Source organism: Bradyrhizobium sp. R2.2-H, from assembly GCF_004346455.1.
Taxonomy (GTDB): Bacteria; Pseudomonadota; Alphaproteobacteria; order Rhizobiales; family Xanthobacteraceae; genus Bradyrhizobium; species Bradyrhizobium diversitatis.
Genome location: NZ_SMBR01000029.1, coordinates 1 through 21345, shown reverse-complemented (window position 1 = coordinate 21345; position 21345 = coordinate 1). Strand labels below are relative to the sequence as shown.

Here is a 21345-nt window from a genome sequence, read left to right as displayed (position 1 = left end):
GTCATCACCTCAGCGGAACAGCGCCGTGGTCGACTGCATCATCTGGTCGGCCGCGCTGATGACCTTGGCGTTCATCTCGTAGGCGCGCTGCGCGGCGATCAGGTCGCTCATCTCCGAGACGACGTCGATATTGGCCTGCTCCAGGCTGCCCTGCGTGATCTTACCGTAACCCTCGGAGTTGGCGGTGCCGTCCTGCGGCGCGCCGGAGGAGGGGGTCTCGATGAACTGGTTGTTGCCGACCGGCTGCAGGCCCGCCTTGTTGATGAAGCGGGTGATGCCGATCTGGCCGACGATCGAGGAGGTCGTTGAGCCCGGCAACGTCACCGAGACCTGGCCCTGCTCGCTCACGGCGATGCCCGAGGCGTTGTTGGGGATGGTGATGGTGGGCTGCACCGGGTTGCCCTGCGCGGTGACGACGCGGCCCTGATTGTCCATCTGGAAGGTGCCGTCGCGGGTGTACTGGTAGGTGCCGTCGGGCATCAGGATCTTGAAGAAGCCATCGCCCGAGATCGCGAGATCGAGGTCGTTGCCGGTCTGCGACAGCGTCCCCTGCGTCATGCTGCGCGGCGTGCCGACGGTCTTGACGCCGCCGCCGATGTCGACGCCGACCGGCAGGATGGTGCCCTGGTCGGACGACTGGGCGCCAACGCGGCGGACGTGCTCATAGATCAAGTCCTGGAATGCCGCGGTCTGCTTCTTGAAGCCGGTGGTGCGCAGGTTGGCGATGTTGTTGGAGATCACCTGAACGTTGAGTTCCTGTGCCGCCATTCCGGTCGCAGCGGTGTGAAGCGCCTGCATATCAATTCTCCTTCAATCAGGCCGGAACGTCGGCGAGCTTGTCGATCGCCGATTTGTGGAGGTCGCTCTGCTGCTGGAGCAGGCTGGCGATCGCGGTGTAGCTGCGCATCACCTCGACCATGCGGGTCATCTCGCCGACCGCATTCACGTTCGACTTCTCGATGTAACCCTGCTGCAAGGTGGACTTGGCGTCGGCCTGCTGGTTGGCCGAGCCGGCGCCATAGAGATTGCCGCCGAGCTTGGTCAGCTTGGCCGGATCGTCGAACGACACCATGCGGATCTTGCCGCGGATCGAGTCGGTCCGCGCCGTACCCTCGAGCACCGTGACGGTGCCGTCGGGCGCGACATTGATGTCGTGGTCGGTCGGCTGGAAGGTAATCGGGCCGGCATTGCCGAGCACGAGATTGCCGCTCGCGGTGACGAGCTGGCCGGTGCTGTTGAGCGAGAACTTGCCGTCGCGGGTATAGAGCTCGCCGCCATTGGCCTGCACCGCGAAATAGGCGTTGCCGTTGATGGCGATGTCGAGCGGATTGTTGGTCGGCTCCATCGGCCCCTGGCCGACGTCGCGGAAGGTGCCGCGATCCTGCACATAGGAGATCCGGCGGTCGCGACCGATGAAATTGTCATGACGTGCGTTCGAGTTGAGATACTCCTCGAACAGCGAATGGTCGGCCTTGAAACCGTTGGTGTTGGCATTGGCGACGTTGTTGGCGATGACGTCCATCTGCCGTTCCAACGTCATCTGCCGTGACAAGCCGATCAGAAGCGCGTTCTGCATCGGAAATCTCCCCTGAGTGAGATCTGCCATTTCGCTCTCCCAAGCGCCCTGGCGGATCCCGTGAACGAGACCTCTGGTTCTCCCAAACCGTGAGGTCTCGGCCCTTTCTCAGCGAAAGCCGTGCCAACTTAAAAAATTACATTATTTCAAATGGTTGTTGATTTTTGATGGGTGCGGAAGGGCGGCAGAAAGGTTCTGTTAGCCATGTTTGCCCGGCAGAATTTTCCTAGCGGAGGCCCAATCGAAAGGTTCCGTTAACCATTATTACCGTAGCGTTTGCACATCAGAGGAGCGCATTGCGCTGGGGCATTTGTATCGCGTCATTGTCTGCCAGGAGGCTTCGCTCTTTCGACCCCTTTGAGAAATGAACGAGCGCGGCAACCATGGCAGAGAATGAGGAGGGCGGCGCAGCCGCCGACGGCGCGGAAGCCGCTCCGCCGAAGAACAAGCTCAAGCTCATCATCATGGCCGTCGGTCTGCTCGCCGTCCTCGGCGGCGGTGCGGCGACCTGGTTCTTCTTCTTCCGTCACGGCGAGGGCGAGCACCATGCCGAGGCCGCGCCGCCGCCGAAGCCGCCGGCCTTCGTCGATGTCCCTGACCTGATGGTCAACCTCGCCGGCTCGCCCGGCGAGCGCGTGCAATATCTGCGGCTGAAGATCGTGCTGGAGCTGAAGGAAGAGAAGCAGATCGAGGCGATCAAGCCGACGATGCCGCGCGTCACCGACATCTTCCAGACCTATGTGCGCGAACTGCGCCCTTCCGACCTCAATGGTTCCGCCGGCATCTTCCGCCTCAAGGAGGAGCTGACCAAGCGCGTCAACGCGGCGGTCGCCCCGATCCAGGTCAGCGCGGTGCTGTTCAAGGAAGTCGTGGTCCAGTGAGCATGACGGACTAGGATCATGGCGGGCAACGACCAGGTCGACCAGGATGCAATTGCCGCCCAGTGGGAGGCCTCGCTCGATTCCGAGGATCCCGCCGAGGCCGCAAAGGCTGCCGCCGAGAACGAGCTGTCGGAAACCATGGCCCTGCAATGGGCGGCCATGGTCGAGGACGGCAGCCGCGATCTCGGCACCGGCAAGAACTCCGGCGAGCGGGTGCTGTCGCAGGAGGAGATCGACAATCTCCTCGGCTTCACCGTCGGCGACGTCACGCTCGACGATCATTCCGGCATTCGCGCGATCATCGATTCTGCGATGGTCTCCTACGAGCGTCTGCCGATGCTCGAAATCGTCTTCGACCGCCTGGTGCGGCTGATGACGACGTCCTTGCGCAACTTCACCTCCGACAACGTCGAAGTCTCGCTCGACCGCATCACCTCGGTGCGTTTCGGCGACTACATGAACTCGATCCCGCTGCCCGCCGTCCTCACCGTCTTCAAGGCCGAGGAGTGGGAGAATTTCGGCATGGCGACGGTCGATTCCAACCTGATCTATTCGATGATCGACGTGCTGCTCGGCGGCCGCCGCGGCACCAGCCAGCTCCGCATCGAGGGCCGGCCCTACACCACGATCGAGACCGAGCTGGTCAAGCGGCTGGTCGAGGTGGTGCTGGCCGATGCCGAGCAGGCGTTCCGGCCGCTGTCGCCGGTGACCTTCACGATCGACCGGCTCGAGACCAATCCGCGTTTCGCCGCGATCAGCCGTCCCGCCAACGCCGCGATCCTGGTCCGCCTGCGCATCGACATGGAAGACCGCGGCGGCAATATCGAGCTGCTGCTGCCCTACGCGACTATCGAGCCGATCCGGGGCGTCCTGCTCCAGATGTTCATGGGCGAAAAGTTCGGCCGCGACCCGGTCTGGGAAGGCCATTTCGCCACCGAGATCGTGCAGGCCGAGATCGCCGTTGATGCGGTGCTCTACGAGGCCGACATTCCGCTCAAGCAGCTGATGCGGCTCAAGGTCGGCGACACGCTGCCGCTGGACATGCGCGCCGACGCCAACGTCACCGTGCGCTGCGGCGACGTCACGCTGACCGAGGGGCGGATGGGCCGGGTCGGCGACCGCGTCGCGATCCGCGTGACGAAACCCTTGCGCAAGCCAAGTACGACACTTGCGATGTTCGAGAAGGTCGACGAGCAGAACAAGATGATGGAGGCCCCATGAACCACTCCCTGGGAATGGCGATCGAGACGCTGGTGGCTATCCTGCTGATGCTGACGATCGTCTACTGCGTCATGCTCAACAAGCGGCTGACGCGGCTGAAGGCGGACGAGCATTCGCTGAAGGCGGTCATCGGCGAGCTGATCACGGCGACGGAGATCGCCGAGCGCGCAATCGGCGGGCTGAAGCTCGCCGTGCGCGACGTCAACGAGAACCTGGGCAGCCAGCTCGCCGCCGCGACGCAGATGTCGGACCAGCTCTACAAGCAGCTCGGCGAGGCCGACAACGTGGTGCGGCGCCTGTCCAAGATCGCGATCGCCGCGCGTCCCGTGACGAACCCCGAAACAGCTGCCGCGCCTGCGGCGAAGCCGTCGACGGCGAAGGCGGTGGCGGCTGCGGCCGAAGCCTTCTCCGAGCGCCGGCGATCCAACGGCCTTGCCGCATAAAGCCTGGGTATGAAGTCCTTTCGTAACATCCGCGTCATTCCGGTCGTCCTGGTCGCCGTCGCGGGCCTCGCCACGCTGAAGGTGGCCGGCCTCGTCATCAACGGCGGCTATGTCTTCGACTACAAGCCGAACCAGGGCAAGAAATCCTGGGCGCAGGAGAACCTGAATTTCCCCGGCGGCGAGGACCCCGACATCACCGGATCGACCCATGGCGCGCCGAAGGAGCCGCCCAAGCCCGCCGCGCCCGAGACCAAGATGGAAGGCGGCACCCCGGTCAAGATCGACGAAACCCAGCCGCAGGTCTCGGCATCGGAGCGTGCGATTCTGGAACGGCTGCAGGCGCGGCGGCAGGAGATCGAGGCCCGCCAGCGCGAGATCGACATTCGCGAAAGCCTGCTGAAATCGGCCGAGAAGCGCATCGAGAACAAGGTCGAGGAGATGAAGGCGGTGGAAACCCGTATCTCCGCAACGCAGGCCGAGCAGAAGGCCGCCGAAGCCCAGCGCATGAAGGGCCTCGTGACCATGTATGAGGGGATGAAGCCCAAGGATGCCGCGCGGGTGTTCGACCGGCTCGAGATGGGCGTGCTGATCGAGATCGCCTCGGCCATCGCGCCTCGCAAAATGTCGGACATCATGGGATTGATGTCGCCGGAGGCGGCCGAGCGGCTGACGGTCGAGATGGCCCGCCGCGCCAATGGCGGCGGCGATCAGTCGGCCTCGGCTGTCGATCTTCCCAAGATCGAGGGCAAGCCGACCCAAAAGCCGAATTGAGGGCTCATACTTAAGAAGTCCTTAATTGGGAAAACCTTAGATTCGACGGCACGGGCCGGCGCCAGTGCCGGCACGCCCGCCGAACCGGAAGAAATGCCGCCAATGGCGCGAGAGGCTGCCGCTGGATTTGTGTCGCGAGCCCGCGCAGTGGCGCGGGGGTTGTCGCGTCATGTCCGGAAGGCGCGCGTGCTGGCGGCCTGTATCCTGATTGGCTTCACGGCGCCGGCCCGGGCGGCCGACCCGATCAGGGGCGAGGCGAATTTTTCCGCCGGCGGCGGCTTCGCCCGTCTCGTCATCAAGCTCGGTGAGGATGTTCCCTCCGAGGTGATGACCGCAGGCTCCATCCTCGTGATCCGGTTCGACCGGCCCGTCGACGTTCCCGTCGACCGGATCCCGGAAGGTGCGCCCGATTACGTCAACTCCGCCCGCCGCGACCCGGATGGGAGCGCGATCCGCCTGTCGCTGGCGCGGCGCGTCACCGTCAACACCATGAACGCGGGCGAGCGCACCTTCGTCGACCTGCTGCCCGAAGGCTGGAAGGGACCGCCGCCGAGCCTGCCCATGGACGTGGTCAAGGAGCTCGCCGAGCGCGCGCGCGTGGCCGAGCGCGCGTTGCGTGCCCAGCGCGCCGCGGCCGAGGCCAGGAAGCGCCCGCAGATCCGCGTGCGTGCCTCGGTGCAACCGACCTTCGTGCGCTTCGTGTTCGAGATGCCCGACGGCGTCGGCGTCTCCTCCGTGCTCAACGAGCAGAAGCTCACGCTCATCTTCAACGCCAACCTCAATTTCGACCTGGCAGACGCGATCGTCGCGGCGCCGCCGAACGTCGCCTCGATCAAGCAGAAGGCCGACATCGACCAGACCAATGTCGAGATCGCGCTGATCGGCGATTCGGACGTGCATTCGTTCCGCGACGAGAAGAACTACGTCGTCGACGTCGCCTTCCAGCCCGACAAGGGCAAGGCGGCCGCGACGCCCGAGGCGGCGATCGCACAGATGAAGCCCGCCGGTCACGCACCGGCGCCTGCGCCGGAAAAGCCGGCGGCCGAGAAGCCGAAGGATCCCCGCAGCGAGATCGCGCCGCCGACCTCCGAGACGATCGCGCGCGAAGCCAGGATCGACATCAAGCCCGAGGTGAAGCCGGAAGCGCCCGCCGCGATGCCGTCCACCGAGGCGCCGAAACCGGCAGCCGCTCCCGCGGTCGAAGCTGCGCCCGCTCCGGAAGTGTCCAAGGAAGCCGCGAAGCCGGCGGCGCCCGTTCCCGAAGCTGCGGCGGCGACTGCCAGGCCGGCGCCGGCCGACGCGCCGAAAGAGGCCGCGAAGGAGCCGGTCAAGGAAGTTGTCAAGGCTGCGCCCGCGCCGCCGGCCGCGCAGCCCGCTATTGCCGGAGTCGATGCGCGCCGCGACAGCGACGGATTGCGCGTGACGTTCCCGCTTCAGGTCGCAACGCCGGCGGCGGCGTTCCGCCGCGGCGACACGGTATGGCTGGTGTTCGATACGCCGAAGCCGATCGATGTCGAGGCGATCCGCACCAAGGGCGGCGCCATGATCGGCGAGGTCGGCCGCATCCCGCTCGACAAGGGGCAGGCGGTGCGCATCCGTCTCACCCGTCCGCTGGTCTATTCGCTGACGAGCGAGGAGGTCGGCAAGGAAACCAACTGGCTGTTGACGCTCGCCGACAAGATCCAGGCGACGCCGCTGCCGCTGATGATGTCGCGCAACATCACCGATCCCGCACTCGCCAACATCGCGATCCCCTTCGCCAATCCGGGCCTTCTGCACAAGCTCACCGATCCCGACGCCGGCGATACGCTCTATGTCGTCACCGCGCAGCGGCCGGTGCGCGGCTTCATCAAGCGGCAGGATCTCGTCGATCTCTCGCTCCTGGAATCCGCGCACGGCATCGCGATCCGGCCCAACTCCGACGAGGTCGGCGTCGAGGTCGGCTCCGACAAGGTGATTGTCGGCAAGAAGGGGGGCTTGACGCTCTCGCCGGTCGACATCTCGGCCGAGCGGGCGCCGACCGCGGTGCGCCCGATCTTCAGCCCCGAAGGCTGGCGCAAGGGCCAGTCGGAAAACTTCATGGCGCGCCAGAGCGAGCTGCTGACGGCGATCTCGGCGGTCGAGCCGGCGCTGCGTTCGCTGCCGCGGCTCGACCTCGCGCAGTTCTACATGTCGCGTGCGATGTATCACGAGGCCAAGGCCGTCACCGACGTGATGCTGAGCGATCCCCTCAACAAGGAGGAGAGCGGCGCGCTGATCATGCATGCGATCGCGAGCATCCTGATCGGCCGGCCGGCGCAGGGCCTGAAGGACCTCGCCAATCCCGTGATCGGCAACAGCCACGATTCCCAGCTCTGGAAGGCGCTCGCTTATGCGCGCCAGGGCAAATGGGCGGACGCGCGCGAGAAGTTCAAGAACGTCGAATTCGCGATCGCCTCTCTACCGCTCGACATCCAGCGCATCGTGACGATGGACGCGATGCGCGCCTCGCTCGAGGTGAAGGACTATGCCGGCGCCTCCAAGCGCCGCAGCGAACTCGAGGTAGTCGGTGTCCCGCCTGAGGCTGCGCCCGGCTTCGCCGTGCTGCGCGGCCGGCTCGCCGAGGCGCTCGGCCACGACAAGGATGCGCTGGACGACTACAAGTTCGCGGTCGCCTCGAGCGATCGGCAGGCTGCGGCCGAGGCCAAGCAGCTTGAGGTCGCACTGCGTCAGAAGCGCGACGAGATCAGCAAGGAAGAGGCGCTGCGCGAGCTCGAGACGTTGTCCATGACCTGGCGCGGCGACACGATCGAGGTCAAGACGCTCCAGATGCTGTCGCAGCTGTATGCCGAGAACGGGCGTTACCGGGATGCGCTCACCGCCGCGCGCACCGCGACGAGGCTTCAGCCGAACGCCGAAGCTTCGCGTCAGGCTCAGGATCTCGCCTCCGAGCTGTTCACGCAGCTATTCCTCGGGCCGAAGGGCGACGAACTGCCGCCGGTCGAGGCGCTCGGGATGTTCTACGAGTTCCGCGAGCTGACGCCGATCGGCCGCCGCGGCGACGAGCTGATCCGCCGGCTCGCCGACCGTCTGGCCTCGATCGATCTGCTCGACCAGGCCGCCGAGCTCCTGCAATACCAGGTCGATCATCGCCTTGAAGGCGCGGCGCGCGCCCAGGTCGCCGCGCGCCTGTCCATGATCTATCTCGCCAACCGCAAGCCCGACATGGCGATCACTGCGCTGCGCGCGAGCCGCATCAGCGATCTCTCCGGCGAGCTCCGGCAGCAGCGCCTGCTCCTGGAAGCGCGCGCGCAGAGCGACGTCGGCCGCCACGATCTCGCGCTCGACATCGTCTCCAACGTCTCCGGGCGCGAAGTGCTCCGCCTTCGCTCCGACATCTTCTGGGCGGCGCGGCGCTGGCGCGAGTCCGCCGAGCAGATCGAACTCTATTACGGCGACCGTTTCCGTGACTTCAAGCCGCTCAACGCGGTCGAGAAGAGCGACATCATCCGCGCCGCCGTCGGCTACGCGCTCGCCGACGACTCGATCGGCCTGTCGCGCTTCCGCGAGAAATACGCGCCGCTGATGAGCGAGAGCGCCGACCGTCTCGCCTTCGACATCGCCAGCAAGCCGGCCGCGGCCTCGAGCGCCGAATTCGCCGAGATCGCCAAGCTGGCTGCCAGCGTCGATACGCTCGACGGCTTCCTGCGCGAGATGAAACAGCGCTTCCCCGACGCCACGGCACGCGCGCCCGGCGCACCGCAGGCCAAGGACGAGTCCGACCACACCGGCTCGCTGCCCACGATCCCGGTCGTGCGGCAGATCAAGATGACGCGGTAGAGGCCTCTCTCACCCCCCGTAACTCTGCACCAAGCTCCCGGCCACCAGCGACCAGCCGTCGACCAGCACGAAGAAGATCAGCTTGAACGGCAGTGAGATCGTCGCCGGCGGCAGCATCATCATGCCCATCGACATCAGCACCGAAGCGACGACGAGGTCGATGATCAGGAAGGGGAGAAACAACAGGAAGCCGATCTCGAAGGCGCGCTTCAACTCGGAGATCATGAAGGCGGGAACGAGGATGCGCAAGGCGAGTTCGTCGGGGGTGGCTGGCGGGGGCTCGCCCGACAGATCCAGGAACAGCTTGAGGTCCTTCTCGCGCACGTTCTTCTGCATGAAGCCGCGCAGGGGGACGGAGGCGCGCTGGAGCGCATCCTCGACCCCGATCTGGTTGGCGACAAGCGGGCGGATGCCTTCGTCGTAGGACTTTTGCAGCACCGGGCCCATCACGAAGAAGGTGAGGAACATCGCGAGCGCGATGATCACCGAGTTCGGCGGGGCGGTTGCGGTGCCCAACGCGGTGCGCAGCAGCGACAGCACCACCACGATGCGCGTGAACGACGTCATCATGATCAGGATCGACGGCGCGATCGACAGCACCGTGAGCAGCGCGATCAGCTGGATCGCGCGCTCGGTGACGCCGCCGCCGCCAGCGCCGCCGCCGAGATTGATGCTGATGTCCTGGGCATGCGCCGGCATCGCGAGCGAGGCCGCGCCGACCAGGACAGAAAGGAAAAGAACTCTACGCGGAAGGGCCGGCAACCTCACGAAGACGGCTTCGGACGGCCGAGCAGGGAGGCCATCTCGTCTTCGAGATTTTCAAAGCTGGTCTTTTCGGCGGCCGGCTTTGCTGCCGGGGCGGGTGGCGCCGGCGGCTCGCTGCGGGCGGCACGCGGCGGCCCGGCCGGCGGCTCCGGCGCAACCGGCGGCGCGACCGCTTCGCCGGCTGGGCGGCGCAGGGCAGCCTCTAGCCGCTGCGCCATTTCGGCGAGATTCTGCTCGGCGCTCGAGGGCACAGGGGCCGGCGCCGGCGGCGGAACGGGCGCAGCCTGCGGCACAGGCGGAGGCGGAGCTGCGGCGCGCTCGGGGCGCATCGGCGGCATCTTCACCGGCTCGCTTTGGCGCGACGGACGCGGCATCAGCGGCGGTTCGCCGCGGGCGATGCGCGGCGGCAGGGGCTCGGGCCGTGGTTCGCGCTCGGGACGCGGCGCGATCGGCTCGGGTGTAAAGCCTCCCAAGGGCGGTTCGCTGCGTCGTTCGGCCAGCGCAGGAGCAGGCCGGCGTACCTCATCGGCGAAGGATGGGCGGGCGGGCCGCGGCGGAGGCTCGGGCATCTGCGGCTCGGGATGATCGAGCAGTTCCGGTCGCGGCGCCTCGTCGGCCCAGCCGCCGACGTCGGGCATGGGGGCAAGGCGCGGCGGCTCGGCGGCGTTGGGACGCTGCGGGAGCTGGTCGCGGCTCGGCGCGGCGCGAACGATATTGGGCTCGACGACGATGTCGGTGGGGCCGCCGATCATCAGGAGATGTTCGACATTGTCGCGCCGGACCAGCACCAGACGGCGCCGGCCGTCGACCGCGGCGGCGTCGATCACGGCGAGCCGGGGCATCCGGCCGCGCTGGGTGTTGGCGCCCAGCCGGCTGCTGCCGAATCGGCGAACCAGCCATGCAGCGACGCCGATCAGCGCCAGAACGGCGATGAACGCGACGATGAAGGTGATAGGGCTGCCTTGCATACTTGTCCCCGACAAATGGCGCTTTTCTCGTACCCATGGTCACCTTGCCAACCACCGGCGTACGATGCCCCAAGCTGCGATTTCTTAACGTTCCACGGCAAGTTTTGCCGTCCCCAACTCTTAATAACCCATGAATCGCCCGATCCAAAACGACTTCTTGGCCTGTGCACGCTCCGCCAAACGATTGGGTTAATGCCACTTTTCGAGGCGTAGAATCACGGGCGCGCGAAAATCGTGTCTCGCCTGGCGACATGCTTCGAGAGCGCTCTTAACCAGCTGTTAACCATACAGGCGGCAAATTCTGCCTAGCTTCGGACTTCGGGTCCGCAAGGGTGGCGGAAGGAGCCGCGACGATGTCCATCAACGACCTCCCGGTGCTGTCGGCGCTTCGCACCAAGATGCAGTGGCACCAGGAGCGCCAGCGCGTCCTGTCCGAAAACGTCTCCAATTCCGACACGCCCAAATTCCGGCCGCGCGACCTGATCGAGCCGAAGTTCGACAGGACCGGCGCCGTCACGGGGGCCATGGGGCCGCTGGCCCTGACGCGTACCAGTGCCTCGCACATGACGCCATCGGGCGCCGCCTCCGCATTCGACCAGGACAAGAACGCCGGCTTCGAGACCCGCCCTGCGGGCAACGCCGTCAATCTCGAGGAGGAGATGATGAAGGCCGCCAGCAACCAGATGGACTACGCGGCGGCGACCTCGCTCTATTCGAAGAGCCTGCGCCTGCTCAAGACCGCGATCGGCAAGGCCTAGGCGTGATCCCGCAACCAGGAGAGCTAGAGGCGCATCATGGCGAATGACAGCAGCGACTTTGCCCGTTCGATGGCGATCGCCACCTCCGGCCTGCGCGCGCAGGCCGGGCGCATGCGGGTGATCTCGGAAAACATCGCCAATGCCGACTCGACGGCGCAGACCGCCGGCGGCGATCCCTATCGGCGCAAGGTTCCGACCTTCTCCTCCGCGCTCGACCGCACGCTGGACGCGCAGGTCGTTACTCTCGGCAGGATCAAGCCCGACCAGTCCGACTTCCGCGTCAAATACGAGCCGAACAATCCGGCCGCGGATGCGAGCGGCAACGTCAAATATCCCAACGTGAACTCGGTGGTCGAGATAACCGACATGCGCGATGCGCAGCGGTCCTACGAGGCCAATCTCAACATCATCAGTGCGACGCGCCGGATGATCCAGCGCACGCTCGACATCCTCAAGAGCTGAACAGGACATTTGAGTCATGGCATCACCGACAATCGCCGCGAACGCCTACGCCAACCTCGCCCGCGTGCTCGAGAACGGCGGCGCCGGCAAGGGCAGCGAGCCGACCGGGCAATCTTTTGCTTCGCTGCTGAAGGACGCCGTCGGCAGCGTCATGGAGTCCGGCCGCAAATCCGATGCGCAGACGGTGGCGATGGCCGCCGGCAAGGCCAACGTGATGGACGTGGTGACGGCGGTCGCGGACACCGACGTCGCGGTATCCACGCTGGTCTCGGTCCGCGATCGCGTGATCGCGGCGTATGAAGACATCATGAAGATGCCGATCTGACGAGGTTGTCATTCCGGGGCGCGACGAAGTCGCGAGCCCGGAATCCATAACCACGATCGGGAGTATGGATTCCGGGCTCTCGCTGCGCGAGCCCCGGAATGACGAGAAACAATTCAGAGTAGGAATTCTGCAAATGACCGGACCCGAGACCCTCGATGTCGCACGCGATGCGATCTGGACCATCGTGATCGTGTCCTCCCCGCTGATGGTGGTCGGCCTCGTGGTCGGCGTCATCGTGTCGCTGTTCCAGGCGCTGACGCAGATCCAGGAGCAGACGCTGATCTACGTGCCGAAGATCCTGGCCATCTTCGCCACGATGCTGCTGGCGCTGCCGTTCATGGCCGACTCGCTCCACGCCCACATGATGCGTATATCGTCGCGAATCATCGGCGGCTGAGGCAAGATGCGTGAATTATGCGCATCGACGTCTCGCTGCTGCCGGCGCTCGCCGCTTCCTTCATGCTCGCCTTCGCCCGGGTCGGCGCGATGGTGATGCTGCTGCCAGGGCTGGGCGAGACCAACATCCCGACGCGGATAAAGCTGTCGATCGCGCTGATGCTCACGCTGATCATCCTGCCGCTGCATCGCAACGCCTACCACGTCGACATGGGCTCGCTCGCGCCGCTGCTGGTGCTGATGCTGCATGAGATCGCGATCGGTATCGTGCTGGGCGCGACAGCGCGCGTGACGCTGTCGGCGCTCCAGGTTGCGGGATCCGTGATCGCGCAGCAGATGGGGCTTGGCTTCGTCACCTCGGTCGATCCGACGCAGGGGCAGCAGGGCGTGCTGGTCGGCAACTTCCTGACCATGCTCGGCGTGACGCTGCTGTTTGCCACCGACAGCCACCATCTGGTGATCGCCGCGCTGAACGACAGCTATACGATCTTCTCGCCGGGCGAGACCGTATCGAGCGGCGATGTCGCCTCGCTGGCGACGCGCGCCTTCGCCGCCGCGTTCCGCCTGGGCCTGCAGCTCTCGGGACCGTTTCTTGTGTTCGGCCTCGTCTTCAACATCGGGCTCGGCGTACTGGCACGGTTGATGCCGCAGATGCAGGTCTATTTCGTCGGCGTGCCGCTGGCGATCTTCGCAGGCTTCCTGGTGCTCGCCGTGGTGCTGACCGCGATGATGGGCACTTTTCTCGATTATTTCATCGGTGTCATGCACCAGATGATGCCGCTCAAGTGACGGGGGCGCTACGTGGCGGAAGACAACGATCCCGAAAGTCAAACAGAAGACCCGACGCAAAAGCGCCTCGACGATGCGCTCGAACGCGGCGACGTCGCCAAGAGCCAGGAGATCAACACCTGGTTCATGATGGCGGGCGGCACGCTCGTGGTCTCGACCTTCTCGGGCTCGGTCGGCAGCGGGCTGCTGACGCCGATGCGCAACCTGCTCGCCAATTCCTGGATGATCAAGACCGACGGCAAGGCTCTGCTCGCGCTGATGCAGCAGATCGAAGTCGTCGTGCTCGCGGCCGTCGGCGTGCCCCTCCTGATGCTGATGCTGGCGGCGATTGCCGGCAACATGCTCCAGCACCGCCTGGTGTGGTCGGCCGAATCCCTGAAACCCAAATTCAACAAGATTTCGCCTGGCGCCGGCTTCAAGCGCATCTTCGGCAAGCAGGCGGCAGCCAATTTTCTCAAAGGCGTCGGCAAGCTGGTCTTGCTCGGCGCGGTCATGACCATGATCCTGTGGCCGGAGCGGCACCGCATGGAGGCGATGGTCCGGCTCGATCCGGCCGGCATGCTCGGCGCGACAACCAGCATGACCATTCATCTGCTCGGAGCGGTGGTCGCGGCGCTCGCGATCGTCGCCATCGCCGATTACTTCTTCCAGTACCGAAGCTGGTTCCAGCGGCAGAAGATGTCGCTTCAGGAGATCAAGGAAGAATTCAAGCAATCCGAAGGCGACCCGCACATCAAGGGCAAGATCAGGCAGTTGCGGCAGCAGCGCGCCAAGAAGCGCATGATGGCGGCGGTTCCCAAGGCCTCGGTGATCATCACCAACCCGACCCACTATTCGGTGGCGCTCTCCTACGAGCGGGGCATGTCGGCGCCGATCTGCGTCGCCAAGGGCGTCGACAACCTCGCCTTCAAGATCCGGGAGATCGCGCGCGAGCACGACATCCCGATCGTGGAGAACGTTCCGCTGGCCCGGGCGCTCTATGCCACGGTCGACATCGACCAGGAAATCCCGACCGAGCACTATCATGCGGTCGCCGAAGTCATCGGCTACGTCATGCGGCTGAAGCGCGGATTCAGCGCCGGGCGGGGATAAAATACCCGAAAAATACCGGAAATGGCCGTAATCTGGGAATCAGCGTACCTTTCGCCGTTGCTGCCCTTGCACCTCAGGGTCCGATTCAGGCAGGGAGGACCCCACGCGCCCCGTAACGCGTTGATTCTCTGCCGACAGGCTGCGCCAGCTCGATATGACTGCTGAGACCGACCACGACCTCACACGCGAGCCCATTGCGGCGCACGAGCCGTCGCCGCGCTCGGGCAGCATTGCGCTGGTGCTGCTGGTCGCCGCCGGCCTCGTCGCGGTCGCCGTCGGCCTGATGACGCTCGGGCGCGCGCAGGCGCAGCCCTATATCCTGGGCATCCTCGCCGTGCTGGCGATGGTCGGCCTGTTCAACCTGTTCGCCTTCGCCGCCGGCATCATCCGCTTCGCGGACCGCAATCTCGACGATCCCATCATTGGCCACATCTCCGATCACGCCTTCGACGGGCTCGCAGTCACCGATGCGCGCGGACACGTGGTCTATTCCAATACCGCCTATCTGACTCTGACCGGCGCCAGCGGCCCCCAGGACGTGCGTCCCGTCGAGCGTGTCTTCATTGGCAACCCCGACGTCTCCGAAGCGGTGTTCCGCCTGCTCAAGGCCGCCCGCGAAGGCAAGCGGCAGCAGGAAGAGGTGCGCATCTCCGGCCATGACGGCAGCCAGGGCCGCTGGTTGCGTATGCGGGTGCGGCCGCTCGGCACCGGAAAGCGCGAGGCGAAATACGCGGTGTGGTCGATCGCCGACATCACCCGGGACCGCGAACGCCAGGAGGATGTGTTCCAGGAGCTCCAGCACGCGATCGAATATCTCGATCACGCACCATGCGGCTTCTTCTCGGTCAATCCGGCCGGAGAGCTCGCCTATGTCAACGCGACGCTGGCGAACTGGCTCGACTACGATCTCGCCGAGATCGGTTCGGGTGGCCTCAAGCTCACCGACATCGTCTCCGGCGACGGCGCCTCGCTGCTCACCTCCATCGTGGCGGTGCCCGGCGAGGTGAAGACCGAAGTCTTCGACATCGACCTGCGCATGCGCACCGGCAAGACCATGCCGGTGCGGCTCTATCACAAGCTCGCCTTCGGCGCCGACGGCGCGCCGGGGCCGTCGCGCACGCTCGTGATCAGCCGCGCCCGCGACGAGCGCAGCGACCCCGACCGCGCCGCCGAAGTGCGCTTCATGCGCTTCTTCGACCACACGCCGATGGCGATCGCGACCGTCGATCGCGCCGGCAACGTCGTGCGGGCCAATGCGCGCTATGCCAAGCTCGGACAGGCGCTCGGGCTCGACAGCGCCGGCAAGTCGATCTTCCGCGCGGTCAGCTCGCGCGACCGGCAGCTTTTGATCGCGGCCATCAACCAGGCGGCCGAAGGCAAGGCCGACATCGCGCCGGTCGAGGTGGCGCTGGAAGGGGCCAAGGAGCGCTGGGGCCAGTTCTTCGTGACGCCGGTCGATTCGGCCGAGACCGAGGCGGAAGCCGCCATCGTGCACATGCTCGAGACCACCGAGCGGCGCGCGCTGGAGAACCAGATCAACCAGTCGCAGAAGATGGAGACGGTCGGCCAGCTCGCCGGCGGCATCGCCCACGACTTCAACAACGTGCTCTCCGCCATCATGATGGCGAATGACTTCCTGCTGAACGCGCACAAGCCGACCGACCCGTCGTTCCAGGACATCATGCAGATCAAGCAGAACGCAACGCGCGCCGCCACACTGGTGCGGCAGCTGCTGGCGTTCTCGCGGCGGCAGACGCTGCGGCCGCAGGTGCTTGATCTCGGCGACGCGCTGTCCGATCTCACCATGCTGCTGCGCCGGCTGATCGGCGAGAAGGTCAAGCTCGACCTCGTCCACGGTCGCGACCTCTGGCCGGTGAAGGTCGACGTCTCCCAGTTCGAGCAGGTGATCGTCAACCTCGCGGTGAACGCGCGCGACGCCATGCCGGATGGCGGCAAGCTGATCATCCGGACCGCAAACGTCACCACCGAGGACGCGGGCAAGCTCGCCTACAAGGGCATGCCGGCTGCGGACTATGTCCGGATCGAGGTCGCCGACACCGGCACCGGCATTCCCGCCGACATCCGCGACAAGATCTTCGAGCCGTTCTTCTCGACGAAGGAAGTGGGCAAGGGCACCGGCCTCGGGCTCTCCACCGTCTACGGCATCGTCAAGCAGACCGGCGGCTTCATCTATGTCGATTCCGAGCCGGGGCAGGGCACCTCGTTCCATATCTTCCTGCCGCGCCATCACGCCGAGCAGGACGTGCAGGTCGAGCAGCCCGCAACCGCGGCCGGCGCGACCGGCGGCGCCGCGAAGGAGGCCGCGCCCGCCGAGGCCAAGCCGCGCACCGATCTCACCGGGCAGGGCACCATCCTGCTGGTCGAGGATGAGGAGGGCCTGCGCGCGCTCAACGCCCGCGGCCTGCGCTCGCGCGGCTACACTGTGGTCGAGGCCGAGAACGGCGTCGAGGCCATGGAGGTGCTGGAGGAGCAGAGCGGGGCGATCGATCTCGTCGTCTCCGACGTCGTCATGCCCGAGATGGACGGCCCGACGCTGCTGAAGGCGATGCGGGAAAAGAACCCCGACATCAAGTTCATCTTCGTCTCGGGCTATGCCGAGGACGCGTTCGAGAAGAGCCTGCCTGAAGGCCAGCAGTTCGACTTCCTGCCGAAGCCCTTCACGCTCAGCCAGCTCGTGGCGGCGGTCAAGGAGACGATGACCAAGCAGGGGTGAGGAGCCTCAATGCCGTCACTGCGAGGAGCCGTTGCGGCGAAGCGATCCAGGCTGCTCCCTCGGAGAGATTCCGGATTGCGTCTGCTGCGCACGCATGACAAGGACAAAGCGGAATTTTCGTCCAGAGAGCGCCGGTAGCCCGCGGCCGCGGTTCCCGTCCAAGCCCCCGCCAAATATGGGCTTTTGCCACATCCCCGCGACTGAGGGCCGCAGTCACAGGGTCCGAAACCGGCTTCACTTTTCGGGAAGTCTGCCCATCTTAAGCGCACGTCCCCATGCCGGGGATTTGGGAAACGCACATGACTTTCTCGCTTCGCTCCCGGAAACTCTTCAACACGATCGCCGTGGTGCTGGCGCTTGCGCTGCCGACCGCGCTGACGATCTCGTCGGCCGACGCCCGCGCGGGTGGCGGCATGTCGTCCGGTTCGCGCGGTACGCGCTCCTATTCGGCGCCGCCGTCGACCACGACCGCGCCGGGCTCGACCTCGCAGTTCAACCGCACCTACACCCAGCCCGGTGCAGGCATGAACTCGGCGGCTTCCGCGCCTGCGCGCGGCGGCATGTTCGGCCGGGCCGGCGGCTTCATGGGCGGCCTTGCGGCCGGCTTCCTCGGCGCAGGCCTGCTCGGCATGCTGTTCGGCGGCGGCCTGTTCGGCGGCCTCGGCGGCCTGTCCTCGATCCTCGGCCTGATCATCCAGATCGCGCTGGTGGTGCTCGTTGTCCGGCTGGCGATGTCCTGGTGGCAGCGCCGTCACGCCCCGCGGGCGGCTTACGCCAATGCTGACGCCGGCGCCGCGCCTGGACCGCAGACGAACCATCGCAGCGGTCTCGGTGGCGGGCTCGCCGGTGGTCTTGGCGGCTTCGGCTTCGGTGCCAACAACGCGCCGCTCGAGATCAAGCCGGACGACTATGAGGCGTTCGAGCGCCTGCTCGGCGATGTCCAGACCGCCTGGTCGAACGAGGACGTGGCCAAGCTGCACACGCTCGCGACGCCGGAAATGGTTTCCTATTTCGAGCAGGACCTTGCCCAGAACCGTACGCGCAACGTCGTCAACAAGGTGACCGACGTCAAGCTGCTGCAGGGCGACCTCGCGGAAGCCTGGCGGGAAGGCGAGACCGAGTACGCTACGGTGGCGCTGCGCTTCGCGCTCACCGACAAGACGGTCGACCGCAACACCGGCGCGATCGTCGCCGGCAGCGAGCAGCCGGGCGAGGCCACCGAGATCTGGACGTTTGCCCGCAGGCCGGGCAGCGGCTGGGAATTGTCGGCGATCCAGCAGACCAACTGATCGCAAGCGACACGAGAAGCCAGGGCGTCGTGCTTTCCGCACGGCGCCCTTTTTCTTTGAGCTCCTCGCCTCGCTGCATCGGAATAAGCGGCCGCGTGTCGGGTTGACATGAGGCAGTTAACGACAAGCAAGACGGGAGGACAGCATGATCCGCATCGAGAGATCCGCAACGATTTCAGGCCTGGCGCTCGCAATGGCTTTGCTGGCGACGCCATCGGCGCAAGCGCAGTCGGCCGACATGACCTTCTTCGTGACCTCTAACGGCCCCGGCAAGGGCGCCGATCTCGGTGGCCTCGAAGGTGCCGACGCGCAATGCCAGAAGCTTGCACAAGCCGCCGGCGCCGGCACCAAGTCCTGGCGCGCCTATCTCTCGACGCAGGCCGCCGACGGCAAGCCGGCCGTCAACGCCAAGGATCGCATCGGCAAGGGGCCCTGGCAGAACGCCAAGGGCACGGTGATTGCCAAGGACGTCGCCGAGCTGCACGGCGCGACGAACAATCTCACCAAGCAGACCGCGCTCAGCGAGAAGGGTGAGGTCATCAACGGGGCCGGCGACCAGCCGAACCGGCACGACATCCTCACGGGATCGCAGCCGGACGGCACCGCGTTTGCCGGGCCCGACGATCGCACCTGCAAGAACTGGACGTCGAGCACGCAAGGCGCCGCGATGGTCGGCCATTTCGATCGTCGGGGTCTGCGCGACGACGAGCCCTCGAAATCCTGGAACAGCTCTCACCCCTCGCGCGGTCCAGACGGCGGCTGCTCGCAGGCCGATCTGAAGAGCACCGGCGGCGACGGGCTGCTGTACTGCTTCGCGGCGAATTGAGGCGCTGAATTCTCCCCACCATCATTGCGAGGAGCTGTTGCGGCGAAGCAATCCAGACCGCCTCCGCGGAAAAATCTGGATTGCTTCCGCCTTCGCCAAGGCTTCGGCGGACAAGTCCCTTACGCTCGCGATGGCTGAAGTGTAGCGGTACCTTCCGCCTCACGCTGACGGAACCTTCAGCCACGTGCTACATTGGTCCGGTTGCCTCCACGCTCACGGATCCCTCCCATGAAATACGAGCTCTACTACTGGCCCGAGATCCAGGGCCGCGGCGAATATGTGCGGCTGGCGCTGGAGGAGGCGGGGGCCGCTTACGTCGATGTCGCGCGCGGTCCGCGCGGGACTGCTGCGATGATGAAGATGATGGACGCGCACAAGGGCACGCCGCCTTTTGCGCCACCGTTCCTGAAAGCAGGCAAGCTCGTCATCGGCCAGACCGCCAACATCCTGCTCTATCTTGGCGCCCGCCATGGGCTTGCGCCGAAGACGGAAGCCGGCAGGCTCTGGGTGCACCAGCTTCAGCTCACGATCACGGACTTCGTCGTCGAGATCCACGACACCCATCATCCGCTTGGACCCTCGCTCTATTATGAGGACCAGAAGGCACCGGCGAAAAAGCGCACGGCCGATTTCTGGGACGAGCGCGTACCGAAATATCTCGGCTATTTCGAGCGGCTTCTCGAGGGGAGCGGGGGCACCTATGTCACCGGTCGCCGCCTGACCTACGTCGATCTCTCGCTGTTCCAGATCGTCGAGGGGCTGCGTTATGCCTTCCCCAGGCGCATGAAGGCGTTCGAGGCGGATGTCCCGGGCCTTGTCGGCCTGCACGACAGCATCGCCGCGCGGCCGAACATCAAGGCCTATCTCGAAAGCGAGCGCCGCATTCCCTTCAACGAGCAGGGCATCTTCCGCCGCTATCGCGAGCTGGATGGGTAACCGTCCGGAAGCGAGATCAGGCCTCACCAGACGCCGGGCACGAGGCGGTAGCGCACCCGTGCCGCATAATCGGTATAGCCCGGCAGGCCCTCGCGCAGCGTGCGCTCCTCGATGGGGATGCGGACCGCGAGCAAGGCGATGAAGAGCGGCATCATCGCAAGTCCCCACCCCGACCCCAGCAGCAACGGCACGCCGGCGAAGAACAGCACCAGGCCGCTGTACATGGGATGACGGACATGGGCGTAGGGACCGGTCGAGATCACGTGCTGCGCGCGCTCGGTTTGCAGCTTCACCACGGGGGCGGCGAACGAATTCTCGCGGAAGACCCACATGGTGAACAGTGTCGAGGCCAGGAACAGCGCGAGGCCGAGCGCCTTCAACGCAGTCGGCATGTCGGAGGATTGAAAGCGCCGGTCAAGTCCCATCACGACCAGCCAGGCCAGCATCACGACGACGAAGACGGCCATGAACATCTTGTCGGCGGCGGGCTGATCCCTTTGCAGCACCGGCCGCAGACGTTCGGCGAGCAGCGCCGGATCGATCCGGTAGAGCCACCAGCCGCAGAGCGGGCCGAGGAGCGCGGAGGTGGCGAGGAACGTCCAGGCCGACGGCCACTGCAGTGTTCCGGCGCATGCGAACAGCACCGCGCCCATGGCGACGACGAAGACCGTGTTCTGCAACAGCAGGCGTGCGTTCATGCGCAGGTCCCCGGTGAGCGGCGCACGATATTGGTGCAGCTATCCGGCAAAGATGCGGCCGGGCGCGCGAAAAGCCCGATCGACCGGATCGGGCGCTTCAGCTTTGGCAAGCCTGATCAGGCGAGTTGATCGATCCGCGTGCCCTGACCCGGCGGCAGCGGCGCGGGCGGCTGCGGCTTGAAGGTCGGATCCTCGTCCTTGAGCTTGGTCTGGTCGTCCTGCTGCTTGGTCGTGTCGTAGTTAGGGACCACGATCGCGATCGGCGGTGGCGCCACGGTGGAAACCTTCATCCGCAAATCCTCACATATGGAAACAATTCAGCCTGCCCTGCGAGGAGCGAAGTTTCCTTCAAGCCAATCGCTAAAATGCGAGGGAATTGGTGCGGAGAAGGCCGTGCACGCGTGGCGCAACGCGGCTCACCACGTACTCCGTCATTGCGAGCCAACGGGTCCGCGCGGCGCGCGGCCCGATGACAGGCTCCGCGAAGCAATCCAGAAATCTCGCCGCGGAGACAGTCTGGATTGCTCACATGGGGATTTGGTGTGTCAAGTGGGATGGTCAGCTCTTTGTTCGACTGCAGGCCAGCTCTTCGTCCC

General features: G+C 65.8%; 21 protein-coding genes. 15 read left to right on the top strand and 6 right to left on the bottom strand.

Annotation, left to right across the window (positions count from 1 at the left end; all coding sequences use genetic code 11):
- Nucleotides 1-9 precede the first annotated feature (9 nt).
- Together flgG and flgF are read right to left on the bottom strand one after the other, a co-directional pair.
- Nucleotides 10-798, bottom strand: coding sequence for a flagellar basal-body rod protein FlgG (flgG, locus tag EDE08_RS37900; RefSeq protein ID WP_131874773.1), 789 nt, complete (start codon nt 796-798; stop codon nt 10-12).
- A gap of 16 nt (nt 799-814) precedes the next feature.
- Entirely contained in the window at nt 815-1576 is a 762-nt protein-coding gene (gene flgF / locus EDE08_RS37895; RefSeq protein ID WP_131874789.1) for a flagellar basal-body rod protein FlgF, read from the bottom strand.
- A gap of 383 nt (nt 1577-1959) precedes the next feature.
- Between flgF and fliL the strand changes: the two genes are divergently transcribed.
- The 5 genes from fliL (at nt 1960) to EDE08_RS37870 (ending at nt 8711) form a co-directional block, all read left to right on the top strand.
- A complete protein-coding gene (gene fliL / locus EDE08_RS37890; RefSeq protein WP_131874774.1) occupies nt 1960-2457 on the top strand; it encodes a flagellar basal body-associated protein FliL in 498 nt (165 codons plus the stop codon).
- A gap of 18 nt (nt 2458-2475) precedes the next feature.
- A complete protein-coding gene (gene fliM, locus EDE08_RS37885) occupies nt 2476-3678 on the top strand; it encodes a flagellar motor switch protein FliM (protein WP_061883026.1) in 1203 nt (400 codons plus the stop codon).
- Nucleotides 3675-4121 (top strand): DUF6468 domain-containing protein, encoded by a 447-nt coding sequence (locus tag EDE08_RS37880; protein ID WP_035675328.1) that lies wholly within the window; start codon nt 3675-3677, stop codon nt 4119-4121. The genes fliM and EDE08_RS37880 overlap by 4 nt, the downstream gene beginning before the upstream one ends.
- A 9-nt stretch (nt 4122-4130) precedes the next feature.
- Nucleotides 4131-4892, top strand: coding sequence for a MotE family protein (locus tag EDE08_RS37875; protein WP_131874775.1), 762 nt, complete (start codon nt 4131-4133; stop codon nt 4890-4892).
- A gap of 102 nt (nt 4893-4994) precedes the next feature.
- A complete protein-coding gene (locus EDE08_RS37870; RefSeq protein ID WP_165936423.1) occupies nt 4995-8711 on the top strand; it encodes a tetratricopeptide repeat protein in 3717 nt (1238 codons plus the stop codon).
- Nucleotides 8712-8720: 9 nt separating this feature from the next.
- Here EDE08_RS37870 and fliP read toward each other — a convergent pair whose 3' ends face one another.
- Both fliP and EDE08_RS37860 read right to left on the bottom strand, forming a co-directional pair.
- Entirely contained in the window at nt 8721-9479 is a 759-nt protein-coding gene (gene fliP / locus EDE08_RS37865; protein WP_131874777.1) for a flagellar type III secretion system pore protein FliP, read from the bottom strand.
- Entirely contained in the window at nt 9476-10444 is a 969-nt protein-coding gene (locus EDE08_RS37860; protein WP_131874778.1) for a flagellar biosynthetic protein FliO, read from the bottom strand. The genes fliP and EDE08_RS37860 overlap by 4 nt, the downstream gene beginning before the upstream one ends.
- Before the next feature lie 353 nt (nt 10445-10797).
- Between EDE08_RS37860 and flgB the strand changes: the two genes are divergently transcribed.
- The 10 genes from flgB (at nt 10798) to EDE08_RS37810 (ending at nt 20051) form a co-directional block, all read left to right on the top strand.
- Nucleotides 10798-11202, top strand: a complete 405-nt coding sequence (gene flgB / locus EDE08_RS37855; protein WP_131874779.1) for a flagellar basal body rod protein FlgB — start codon at nt 10798-10800, stop codon at nt 11200-11202.
- A 36-nt stretch (nt 11203-11238) separates the two neighbouring features.
- Nucleotides 11239-11664: a flagellar basal body rod protein FlgC gene (gene flgC / locus EDE08_RS37850; protein WP_028180906.1), complete on the top strand. Its 426-nt coding sequence runs from the start codon at nt 11239-11241 to the stop codon at nt 11662-11664.
- Nucleotides 11665-11680: 16 nt separating this feature from the next.
- Complete coding sequence (gene fliE, locus EDE08_RS37845) at nt 11681-11989, top strand: flagellar hook-basal body complex protein FliE (RefSeq protein WP_028180905.1); 309 nt, start codon at nt 11681-11683, stop codon at nt 11987-11989.
- A 133-nt stretch (nt 11990-12122) separates the two neighbouring features.
- Complete coding sequence (gene fliQ, locus EDE08_RS37840) at nt 12123-12386, top strand: flagellar biosynthesis protein FliQ (RefSeq protein ID WP_028180904.1); 264 nt, start codon at nt 12123-12125, stop codon at nt 12384-12386.
- A gap of 17 nt (nt 12387-12403) precedes the next feature.
- Entirely contained in the window at nt 12404-13174 is a 771-nt protein-coding gene (fliR, locus tag EDE08_RS37835; RefSeq protein ID WP_131874780.1) for a flagellar biosynthetic protein FliR, read from the top strand.
- A 12-nt stretch (nt 13175-13186) separates the two neighbouring features.
- Nucleotides 13187-14266 carry a flagellar biosynthesis protein FlhB gene (gene flhB, locus EDE08_RS37830; protein ID WP_131874781.1) on the top strand — a complete coding sequence of 360 codons (1080 nt, stop codon included), beginning with the start codon at nt 13187-13189 and terminating at the stop codon, nt 14264-14266.
- Between the two features lie 154 nt (nt 14267-14420).
- Nucleotides 14421-17000: a cell cycle histidine kinase CckA gene (cckA, locus tag EDE08_RS37825; protein ID WP_131874782.1), complete on the top strand. Its 2580-nt coding sequence runs from the start codon at nt 14421-14423 to the stop codon at nt 16998-17000.
- 275 nt (nt 17001-17275) lie between these two features.
- Nucleotides 17276-18289 (top strand): Tim44 domain-containing protein, encoded by a 1014-nt coding sequence (locus EDE08_RS37820; RefSeq protein WP_131874783.1) that lies wholly within the window; start codon nt 17276-17278, stop codon nt 18287-18289.
- 145 nt (nt 18290-18434) lie between these two features.
- Nucleotides 18435-19115, top strand: coding sequence for a lectin (locus EDE08_RS37815; RefSeq protein ID WP_131874784.1), 681 nt, complete (start codon nt 18435-18437; stop codon nt 19113-19115).
- Between the two features lie 228 nt (nt 19116-19343).
- Nucleotides 19344-20051, top strand: coding sequence for a glutathione S-transferase (locus tag EDE08_RS37810; protein WP_131874785.1), 708 nt, complete (start codon nt 19344-19346; stop codon nt 20049-20051).
- Between the two features lie 23 nt (nt 20052-20074).
- Here EDE08_RS37810 and EDE08_RS37805 read toward each other — a convergent pair whose 3' ends face one another.
- Nucleotides 20075-20749, bottom strand: coding sequence for a methyltransferase family protein (locus tag EDE08_RS37805; RefSeq protein WP_131874786.1), 675 nt, complete (start codon nt 20747-20749; stop codon nt 20075-20077).
- Between the two features lie 116 nt (nt 20750-20865).
- A complete protein-coding gene (locus EDE08_RS38795; protein WP_165936424.1) occupies nt 20866-21039 on the bottom strand; it encodes a hypothetical protein in 174 nt (57 codons plus the stop codon).
- Nucleotides 21040-21345: the final 306 nt, after the last annotated feature.

Bases quoted from the DNA above. Each gene is read 5' to 3' on its own strand.
- EDE08_RS37805 (WP_131874786.1), bottom strand. From the start codon at position 20,749: ATGAACGCACGCCTGCTGTTGCAGAACACGGTCTTCGTCGTCGCCATG.
- EDE08_RS37815 (WP_131874784.1), top strand. From the start codon at position 18,435: ATGATCCGCATCGAGAGATCCGCAACGATTTCAGGCCTGGCGCTCGCA.
- fliQ (WP_028180904.1), top strand. From the start codon at position 12,123: ATGACCGGACCCGAGACCCTCGATGTCGCACGCGATGCGATCTGGACC.
- flgC (WP_028180906.1), top strand. From the start codon at position 11,239: ATGGCGAATGACAGCAGCGACTTTGCCCGTTCGATGGCGATCGCCACC.
- fliM (WP_061883026.1), top strand. From the start codon at position 2,476: ATGGCGGGCAACGACCAGGTCGACCAGGATGCAATTGCCGCCCAGTGG.
- EDE08_RS37870 (WP_165936423.1), top strand. From the start codon at position 4,995: ATGGCGCGAGAGGCTGCCGCTGGATTTGTGTCGCGAGCCCGCGCAGTG.
- flgF (WP_131874789.1), bottom strand. From the start codon at position 1,576: ATGCAGAACGCGCTTCTGATCGGCTTGTCACGGCAGATGACGTTGGAA.
- EDE08_RS37820 (WP_131874783.1), top strand. From the start codon at position 17,276: ATGCCGGGGATTTGGGAAACGCACATGACTTTCTCGCTTCGCTCCCGG.
- EDE08_RS37860 (WP_131874778.1), bottom strand. From the start codon at position 10,444: ATGCAAGGCAGCCCTATCACCTTCATCGTCGCGTTCATCGCCGTTCTG.
- fliL (WP_131874774.1), top strand. From the start codon at position 1,960: ATGGCAGAGAATGAGGAGGGCGGCGCAGCCGCCGACGGCGCGGAAGCC.
- EDE08_RS37810 (WP_131874785.1), top strand. From the start codon at position 19,344: ATGAAATACGAGCTCTACTACTGGCCCGAGATCCAGGGCCGCGGCGAA.
- cckA (WP_131874782.1), top strand. From the start codon at position 14,421: ATGACTGCTGAGACCGACCACGACCTCACACGCGAGCCCATTGCGGCG.
- flgG (WP_131874773.1), bottom strand. From the start codon at position 798: ATGCAGGCGCTTCACACCGCTGCGACCGGAATGGCGGCACAGGAACTC.
- flgB (WP_131874779.1), top strand. From the start codon at position 10,798: ATGTCCATCAACGACCTCCCGGTGCTGTCGGCGCTTCGCACCAAGATG.
- EDE08_RS38795 (WP_165936424.1), bottom strand. From the start codon at position 21,039: ATGAAGGTTTCCACCGTGGCGCCACCGCCGATCGCGATCGTGGTCCCT.
- EDE08_RS37880 (WP_035675328.1), top strand. From the start codon at position 3,675: ATGAACCACTCCCTGGGAATGGCGATCGAGACGCTGGTGGCTATCCTG.
- EDE08_RS37875 (WP_131874775.1), top strand. From the start codon at position 4,131: ATGAAGTCCTTTCGTAACATCCGCGTCATTCCGGTCGTCCTGGTCGCC.
- fliR (WP_131874780.1), top strand. From the start codon at position 12,404: ATGCGCATCGACGTCTCGCTGCTGCCGGCGCTCGCCGCTTCCTTCATG.
- fliE (WP_028180905.1), top strand. From the start codon at position 11,681: ATGGCATCACCGACAATCGCCGCGAACGCCTACGCCAACCTCGCCCGC.